At 75.8% G+C, this 8,411-nt stretch carries 7 protein-coding genes; 3 read left to right on the top strand and 4 right to left on the bottom strand.

Going from position 1 to position 8,411, the window contains the following annotated elements; genetic code table 11:
- Positions 1-143 precede the first annotated feature (143 nt).
- On the top strand, positions 144-2,270 hold the full coding sequence (locus ACFRU2_RS01780; RefSeq protein WP_382966600.1) for a tetratricopeptide repeat protein: 2,127 nt from the start codon (positions 144-146) through the stop codon (positions 2,268-2,270).
- A 47-nt stretch (positions 2,271-2,317) separates the two neighbouring features.
- On the opposite strand, the gene ACFRU2_RS01785 is transcribed toward ACFRU2_RS01780, so the two are convergent.
- Complete coding sequence (locus tag ACFRU2_RS01785) at positions 2,318-3,121, bottom strand: IclR family transcriptional regulator (RefSeq protein WP_382966601.1); 804 nt, start codon at positions 3,119-3,121, stop codon at positions 2,318-2,320.
- Between the two features lie 86 nt (positions 3,122-3,207).
- Between ACFRU2_RS01785 and ACFRU2_RS01790 the strand changes: the two genes are divergently transcribed.
- Together ACFRU2_RS01790 and ACFRU2_RS01795 are read left to right on the top strand one after the other, a co-directional pair.
- Positions 3,208-3,852 carry a bifunctional 4-hydroxy-2-oxoglutarate aldolase/2-dehydro-3-deoxy-phosphogluconate aldolase gene (locus ACFRU2_RS01790; RefSeq protein ID WP_382966602.1) on the top strand — a complete coding sequence of 215 codons (645 nt, stop codon included), beginning with the start codon at positions 3,208-3,210 and terminating at the stop codon, positions 3,850-3,852.
- Entirely contained in the window at positions 3,849-4,874 is a 1,026-nt protein-coding gene (locus ACFRU2_RS01795) for a PfkB family carbohydrate kinase (RefSeq protein ID WP_382966603.1), read from the top strand. Before ACFRU2_RS01790 ends, ACFRU2_RS01795 begins: the two co-directional genes overlap by 4 nt.
- Before the next feature lie 25 nt (positions 4,875-4,899).
- On the opposite strand, the gene ACFRU2_RS01800 is transcribed toward ACFRU2_RS01795, so the two are convergent.
- The 3 genes from ACFRU2_RS01800 to ACFRU2_RS01810 are packed head-to-tail and all read right to left on the bottom strand — an operon-like array spanning position 4,900 to position 8,295.
- Complete coding sequence (locus tag ACFRU2_RS01800; RefSeq protein WP_382966604.1) at positions 4,900-5,784, bottom strand: aldo/keto reductase; 885 nt, start codon at positions 5,782-5,784, stop codon at positions 4,900-4,902.
- Positions 5,781-6,989, bottom strand: a complete 1,209-nt coding sequence (locus tag ACFRU2_RS01805) for a serpin family protein (RefSeq protein ID WP_382966605.1) — start codon at positions 6,987-6,989, stop codon at positions 5,781-5,783. Before ACFRU2_RS01805 ends, ACFRU2_RS01800 begins: the two co-directional genes overlap by 4 nt.
- Positions 6,990-7,032: 43 nt before the next feature.
- Positions 7,033-8,295 carry a serpin family protein gene (locus ACFRU2_RS01810; RefSeq protein WP_382966606.1) on the bottom strand — a complete coding sequence of 421 codons (1,263 nt, stop codon included), beginning with the start codon at positions 8,293-8,295 and terminating at the stop codon, positions 7,033-7,035.
- Positions 8,296-8,411 lie beyond the last annotated feature (116 nt).

An 8,411-nucleotide genomic window follows, 5' to 3' on the forward strand; every position in this document is an offset into this window, starting at 1 on the left:
AACCAGCCGAATTCGCCGACTCGCCGAACTCGCCGAAGTCGCTGAACTTATTGACGAACATCCCTCCGCAGTAGGTCCGTTGGGGTTCCCCCGCCCGGGTCCGGGGTGACAATGGGGCTCCCACGGGACGTGTTGGGGGCGGCATGTCGGCGTTGCTCTTGAGGGGATCCGGCCGGGCGAGGGGCTGGGCCGGATACCTCGGTTCGGTAGGGCTCGGAGCAGGTGCGGTGGCGCTGGCGGCGGTGTGGACCTCGGGGCCCTGGGCCGCCGGGATCGGCGCGGCCGTCACCACGCTGTCCGGACTCGCCGCCGAGCTGATGCGGCCGTCCGGGGAGGGCGCCGACCCCCGGGCCGCCGGGGAGGTGCTCCGTACGGCGGCGGGCCGGATCCCGCTGCTGCGCCACGTGGACCGCCCCGAACTGGCCGGAGCCCACCCGGCCGAGGCCCCCGCGGCGCCGCCCGCGTACATCCGGCGCGACGCCGAACCGGGGCTGCGCGCAGCCCTGGAGCAGAGCCGCTTCGTCCTCGTGGTGGGAGAGTCCACGGCGGGCAAGACCCGGCTCGCCTACGAGGTGGCCCGCAGCCGCCACCCGCGGCACGCCTTCGTCCGCCCGCTCTCCCGCGCCGCACTGCCCGAAGCGGTGCGGATCGCCGGGCGGCGGCGCCGCGCCGTGCTGTGGCTGGACGACCTGGAGGACTACCTCGGAGCGGGCGGCCTCAGCACCGCCCAACTGGCCTCCCTGCGCACGGCGGTGGTCATCGCGACCATGCGGGTCCAGGAGTACCGGCGCTACGACGCCCGTGAGGAGAGCCGGCTCACCGGCTCCGACCGGGACGCCTGGCGGGCCCAGCGCGACCTGCTCCACCAGGCGGTGGTCGTCAGGCTGCCCCGGCACTGGTCCCGGGCGGAGCGCGGCCGGGCCGCCGCCCACCGGGGTGATCCGCGCATCGGGGCGGCGCTGCGCGCGGGCGAGCGGTTCGGGGTCGCCGAGGTCCTGGCCGCCGGTCCGGAACTCCTGGCGGCCTGGGAGAACGCCTGGGCCCCGGGCGCCAATCCGCGCGGCGCCGCCGTGGTCGCGGCGGCGGTGGACTGCCGCCGGGCCGGACTGCGCCGCCCCGTGAGCCGCGCGTGGCTGCGCGAGCTGCACGCCCCCTACCTGGAGGCCCGGGGCGGAGGGGACCTCCAGCCCGAGCCGTTCGCGGAGGCGATGGACTGGGCCTGCGCAGCCGCCTACGCCACGAGCGGGCTGCTCATCGGCAACTTCGGGGCCGGATTCACCGCGTTCGACTACCTGTTGAACGCGCCGGGCAACGGCCCCGTGCCCGACCACCTGTGGCGCGGGCTGCTGCCCCTGGTGGAGCCCGCCGACGCCTACGACATGGGGCTCGTCGCCCATCAGGAGGGCCGTCTCGCGCGGGCCGTCGAGGCCCTCGGCCTCGCCTCGCACGGCGGGGTCCCCGGCGCCGAACTGCCGCTGGCCATCGCCATAGGGGACTCCGGAAAACCGCGCCGGGCCGCCGCCGATCTCGCCGGGATCGCCCACAGGCGCGCCGGCCGGCTCGGGCCCCGGCACCCCGACACCCTGGCGGCGCGGCATCAACTGGCCTTCTTCGTAGGCGAATCCGGGAATCATCGGGCCGCCGCGGCCCAGTTCGCGGAGCTGCTCGTGGATGTCGCCGAGGTGCTGGGGCCCGACCATCCGGACACCCTGGCGGCCCGTCACCAGCTGGCCTACTTCACCGGAGAGGGCGGTGATCACCGGTCGGCTGCCGGGCAGTTGGACCTGCTGCTGGCCGATCGCTTACGGGTCCAGGGCGCCGGGCATCCCCAGGTGCTGGCGACCCGGCGCAGCCTGATCTGGTTCCGGACCGGGGAGCCGGCTGCCGCCGAAGCGGAGTTGGGGCGCCTGCTGGCAGAAGCCGAAGCCGCCGAGGGGATCGGGCCCGACGATCCGCACACGCTCGCGGTCCGGAGCAGCATGGCGGCGCTGGCGGCCCGCGCGGGGCGCACCGCCGAAGCGGCCGAGGCCTGGGCGGAGCTCACCGCCGACCGGACCCGGGTGCTCGGCGAGGACCATCCGCACGCGTTCTACTCCCGCCTGGAATGGGCTCGCGCCCTGCTCGCCCGGGACCGGGCCCCCGAGGCGGCCGCGGTGCTGGCCGGCGCCCTGGCACGGGCCGAGTCCGTCCTGGAACCGGGCCACCGCCACCTGCGGACGGCCCGGGAGCTACTCGCCCGGACCGCCGACCGGGCCCCCACCGCCGACTAGGCCCCGCCTGGCGGCCAGGCCCCGACTGCCGCCCGGGACCCGACGGCCTACAGCAGTGGGGCCAGTGCCCGGGTGGCCGCGAGCAGGGCGGGTGCGTAGGCCTCGATCTCCGTGCGGGAGACCAGGAACGTGACGGTGGTGACGCTGACTCCGCCGATCGGGCGGCCCGCGGTGTCGAGGATCGCGGCGCCGATGCAGCGGATGGTCGCCTCGTTCTCCTCGTCGTCCAGGGCGAACCCCCGCTCCCGCACGGCTGCCAGCTCCGCCTCCAGGGCCTGCGGCGTCGTGAGGGTGTTCGGCGTGCGGCGCGGCAGCCCGGCCGAGGCGACCAGCTCGCGGGCCTCCGCCCCGGGCAGGTGGGCCAGGATGCTCTTGCCGATCGCGGTCGTGTGCAGCGGCATCCGCATGCCGACCCGCGAGGCGGTCTGGAAGGGCTGCGAGCTCTCCAGCTTCCGGATGTAGGTGATGGTCTCCCCGCTGTGCAGGGCGAGATGGACCGCCTGCCCGGTGGCCTCCTGCAGTTCCCGCAGGATCCGCTCGATGCTGGCCGGCTCCCCGCCGGTGACCAGGGCGGACAGCGCGCGCAGCCGGGGGCCGGCGCCGTAGCGGCTCTCGCCCTCGGAGCGTACGAAGCCCTGCTCGATCAGCGAGGCCAGGATGCGGAAGGTGCTCGACTTCGGCACGGCCGCCGCCGCCATGACATCGGTGAGCCGGTGCGGGCCGCCGGGCGCGGCCACGGCCTCCAGGATCCGCATCGACTTCTCCAGCGCCGTGCCCGCGGCGGAGGTCCGGCCGCCGCGGGAGGCGCTTTCGGCCTCTTCGTTCTCGGGCCTTCTTCCGTCCGTGGACACGGGATCTCCAGGGGTGGGTATGGTCTGCAGCAGAAGTTCCGTTACACGATACCAAGTTCCAGTACGTGGAACAAACGGAGGTTTCTTTGTCCTGTCACCCGTACGCGGTCATCACCGCGCAGCGCCTGCTGCCGGTCCTGCGCAACGCCGACGCGGACGAGGCGGTCCGCCACACGACCGCCCTGCTCGCCGCCGGCTGCCGCGCCGTCGAACTCACCACCTCCACCCCCGGCTGGGCCGAGGCCGTGGCCCGCACTGTGCCGCTCACCGACGCACACGGGCGGCCCGCCCTCATCGGAGTCGGCACCGTCACCACCGCCGTGGCCGCGCGGACCGCTCTCGACGCAGGCGCCGCCTTCCTCATCTCGCCCTACCCCGCCCCCGAGGTCCGCCGGGTCGCCGGGGAGCGCGGGGCCGTCTTCATCGAGGGAGGCTTCACCCCGGGGGAGATCGCCTCGGCGGTACGGTCCGCCGGCGCGGCGAAGGTGTTCCCGGCCCATGTGGGCGGCCCGCAGTTCATCCGCTCCCTCAAGGCCGTGCTCCCCGAGGCCCTGATCATCCCGACCGGCGGGATCGCGCCCGGCGAGGTCCGCGACTGGCTCGCCGCCGGGGCCGCCGCCGTCGGGATAGGCAGCGGCCTGCCCGCCGACCCGGGCGAACTGGCCGCCGTCTTCGCCGACCTCGCCCAGCCCTGCTGCGGCGACTGCACGGGCACGGAGCGGCGTCCGTGACCCCCGCCGGGAACACGAGCCGGAGCACGTCCGTCCCGCAGGGATACGACGTCCTCGTCCTCGGCGAGGTCCTCGTCGAGATCCACGCCGGGACGGCCCTGCGGGACGCCGTCGACGGCACCCCCGCCCGCGTCTCCTTCTCCGGGGACGCCCTGAACGCCGCGGCCGCCGCCGTCGCCGCCGGAGCCCGCACCGCCCTGCTCGCCGTCGTCGGCGAGGACGAGCTGAGCGTCCCGCTGCTGGCCCGCGCCGCCGAACTCGGCGTGGACGTCTCCCACGTACGCCGCTCCCCGCGCCCGAACGGCGCCTACCTGCTCTGCGCCGACACCGAGGGCGACCGCGCGTTCGTGTACTGGCGCACCGGCAGCGCCGGTTCCACCCTCTCCGTGGAACACGTCGAGTCCTGGCGGGAGTTGCTGACGGGCTCCAAGGCCCTCATCACCAGCGGCATCGCCGGCGCCCTGTCGCCGAGCAGCCGCGAAGCCGTCCTGCTCGCCGCCCGGACCGTGCACGAGGCCGGCGGGCACCTCTCCTACGACCCCAACTTCCGCTCCCGGCTCACCAGTCGGGCCGAGGCGCGCACCCTCCTGGCCCGCATCGCCCCGCTGACCGGGCTGCTGAAGACCTCCTGCCCGGCCGACGCGCTGGCCATGGTCGACACCGACGACCCGGCCGAGGCCGCCGCCCGCTACCGGGCCCTGGGCGCCCGTACCGTCGCCGTCACCGCGGGCGCCGACCGGCTGCTGCTGGACGACGGCACGCAGGCGGCGTACCTCCCCGTCCCGGTCAACCCCGACCCGGTCGACGCGACCGGCGCCGGGGACTGCTTCACCGGCACGGCCACCGCCCGGCTCGCACTGGGCGACACCCTCGCGGACGCCGTCGCCCACGCGATGGCAGCCGCCTCCCTCTCCGTGTCCGGCGGCGGCGGCACCGGACGCATCCCCGACTTCACCGAGACGGCCGCCCTGGCGGCCGCGCACCGCGCACACCTCCGCGGCACGGGACGGGCGAGGACATGACCGGCCGGCACCGGCGGACCGGGGGCTACCCGGCGGCGAGCAGGGCGGTGTCCTCGGACGACAGCCGCAGCGCGCCGGCCGCGACGTTCTCGTCCAGGTGCTCCGGGTTCCCGGTGCCCGGGATGGCGAGGACGTGGGCGCCCCGGCTCAGGGTCCACGCCAGGCGGAGCTGGGCCGGGGACACGCCGTGGGCCCGCGCGAGATCGCGTACCGCCGGGCCCTCCTCGGTGACCCCTCCGGCCTCCTTGCCCGCCCCTGCGATCGCGAAGAAGGGGACGAAGGCGATGCCCTGCTCGCCGCACGCGTCGAGGAACGCGTGCTCCTCGGCCGGCGAACCGATCCCGTACGCGTTCTGCACGCAGACCACGGGAGCGATGGCCTGCGCCTCGGCGAGGTGGTCCGGCCGCGCGTTGGACACGCCCAGGTGCCGGATCAGCCCGGCGGTGCGCAGCTCGGCGAGCGCCCCGAAGTGCTCGGCGATCGGGCCGGTCGTCGCCTGGCGCGGGACGCGCAGGTTGACCACGTCCAGGTGGTCGCGGCCGAGCTGGCGCAGGTTCTCCTCGACCTGTCCGCGCAGCTGCTCGGGCGTGGCCCACCACCACTCGCCGGAGGCATCGCGGCCCGGCCCGACCTTGGTGGTGATGACCAGCTCGTCGGCGTACGGGGCGAGGGCCCGGTTGATGAGCTCGTTGGCGGAGCGGGTCGCGGAGAAGTAGAAGGCGGCCGTGTCGATGTGGTTGACGCCCAGTTCGACGGCCCGCCTCAGCACGCCGGTCACCCGGTCCCGGTCGCTGGGGGAGCCGTCGGCGAGGTGGGTGAGGCGCATCGCGCCGAAGCCGATGCGGCGGACCGGGAGGTCACCGAGGAGCCAGGTGCCGGAGTCGGCCGCGGTGATCTTGTCGGAAGTCATCGGGTGAGGGTACCCGGGTCGGTGACCCAGCCCGCGAACAGCACGAGTCCCGACTCCCGGTCGACGGCGAGGAAGCCGAAGGGCCGGTCCACCTCGAACTCGGCCTGCCGGACCCGGTACGACCGGGTCCTCGCGGCCCCGCGGAACATGCCGACGGCGGTGACCGCCGCGGCCTCGAACCCCGCCGCGTGGAAGCGGGCCACGGCCGACTGGCGGGCGGAGCCGACCGCGAGCGGGACGGAGGAGATGCCGGGGAAGTGGCCGGGAGCGGCGGATGCGGAGGCCGCGGAGGCGAGCCCGAACGACTCGGCGTGCTCCAGCAGATCGTGCTCGGCGCGGATGTCGAAGGCCACCGTGCCGATCCGGGCCACGGGTTCGGGGCTGGTCGACTCCACCGTGCGCAGCGAGAGCCCGGGACCCGCTCCGCCGTCGGGAAGCTCCCTCGCGGTCGAGGAGGCGAGCGCACCGGTGACCTCGGCGATCCCGGTCGTCAGGACGTCCCCGGGCGCGGCCCCGGGCTCACCGAGCAGCAGGTGCACGTCCACGGCGTGGGGGCCGGGCGCGGCCGGCACGTGCAGGAGGGTCACCGGGCCGGAGGGTCCGCGGGCCACCCGGATCCGCTCGGGGAAGGCGTGGGTGACGGCCAGCCCGCGCAGGGAGCGCCCGCACCACGGGCCGTGCGACGGCTGCACCGGCCGCTCGGAGAAGGGCTGCTCCCAGGTCAGGTGCAGCGCGAGCGCGGAGGCGAGGACCAGCTCGACGTGCGGGCCCACCTCGACCGGCATCTGCTCGATGAGGCCGCCGGTGCGTTCGGCCGCCCAGGCGTCCAGTGCCTTGCGGTCGGTGTCCTCGTCGCCGCTGAGGGTGGACCGGGTCCCGGCGGGGAGCCGGGCCTCCCAGGCCGCCTCCAGCGGGAGGTCCCGCCGCGCCCACAGGCCGGCCGCGGCGCGCAGGCCCCGTACGCCGTCCAGGGCGGTCAGCAGCTCCCGGGCGGCCGCGGCCGCCGAGTCGGCGGGTATGCCGAGGGCTTCGGCCAGTTCGGTGCGGGCCGGCCCGTCGGCGCCGTCCGCGAGCAGGGCCAGCAGCGGCCAGAGCCCGGCCGCCGTGAACACCGTGCCTTCGGCCGGGTCCGCGGACCGTGCCGACCATCCTGCTGCCCACCGTGCCGTCAGGCGGTTGACCGCCTCCACCGTCGAGTTGTCCATGGAGCGGAGCGTACGGGGAAGGGCCGGGCGGAGCGGGAGCGACTCAATCCCGTTCCTCGGCTTCCTCGGCTTCCTCGGCATCGAGTTTCGCCCAGGCCTCCGCCTCCTCCGCCTCGTGGTCCCGCTCCTCGGGCGGGAGGGGGTCCGCCACCCAGCCCGCGGCGAGCACCAGGCGCGAGGTCCGATGGACGGCGAGGAAGCCGAAGGGGCGCTCGAAGGCGACCTGGGCCTGCCTGACGACGTACCTCGACCGGGGTATCGCGCATCCGGCGACAGCCGTGAACGCCGTCACGGCGGCGGCCTCGAAGCCCTCGGAGTGGAAGCGCGCCACGGCCGACTGCCGGGCGGAGCCGACGGCGAGCGGCTCGCTGCTGATGCCCGGGAAGTGGTCGGCCCGGGTGTCGCCGGCGCTCTCGAGGCCGAACAGCGCGGCCGGGTCGAGGAGATCGTGGTCGGCCTCCACCTCGAAGGCCACCGTCCGGATGTGGAGCCGGTGTTCGGGGCTCTCCGAGCGGACGCTCCGGATGCGCAGTCCCGGCCCCGGGTTCCCCTCGGGCAGCAGGCTCGCGCCCGTGGACGGGATCGCCCGGGTGACGGCCGCGATCCCCGCCTGGAGGGTCCGGCCCGGCGGGGCCTGCGGCTCGCCCAGGACGAGGTGCACGTCCACCCCGCCGTCGCCCACCACCTCCAGCAGGGTCACCGGGCCGCCGGGCGCCGGGGCCACGCGGACCCGGTCGAGGAGGGTCGTACTGCGGCTCAGGCCCTGTACCTCCTGCCCCGCCCAGGGGCCTTCGTCGATCTCGGTCGTCCAGGCCTCGAAGGGCTGGATCCACCGCGTGCGCAGCGTGAGCGCGGAGGCGAGCACGAAGCGCGTCTGCTCGTCGACGGGGACCGGCATCCGCTCGACGAGGCCGTCGGTGAGCTCGGCGGCCCAACTGTCCAGTGCCTTGCGGTCGGTGTCCTCGTCGCCGCTGAGAGTGCCCCGGGTCCCGGCGGGGAGCCCTGCCGACCAGGCCTCCTCCAGGCGGAGGTCCCGCGCGGCCCAGAAGCCGGTGGCCGCGCGCAGGCCCCGTACGCCGTCCAGGGCGGTCAGCAGCTCCCGGGCCGCCTCCGCCGCCGTGTCGGCGGGTATGCCGAGGGCTTGCTCCAGCTCGGTGCGGGCGGGGCCTGCGGCGCCGTCGGCGAGCAGGGCCAGCAGCGGCCACACCCCGGCGGCGGTGAACACCGTGCCCGGTCCGTCCGCCGCCGCGTGCCCGGCCCAGTGGGAGGTGAGCGCGTTGACCGCTCGTACCGTCTTCGTCCTCATGCGGGGGAGCGTAAGGGTTGGGGCGGCGCCGGGGCCCGGCCTTTTTTCCCACCCCCCGGAGTCTTTTCTGGGGGGGGTCCTCCGTTGCCTCCCCCCCCCCTCCTCCCCCCCCTCCT

Source organism: Streptomyces sp. NPDC056883, from assembly GCF_042788835.1.
GTDB lineage: Bacteria > Actinomycetota > Actinomycetes > Streptomycetales > Streptomycetaceae > Streptomyces > Streptomyces stoeckheimensis.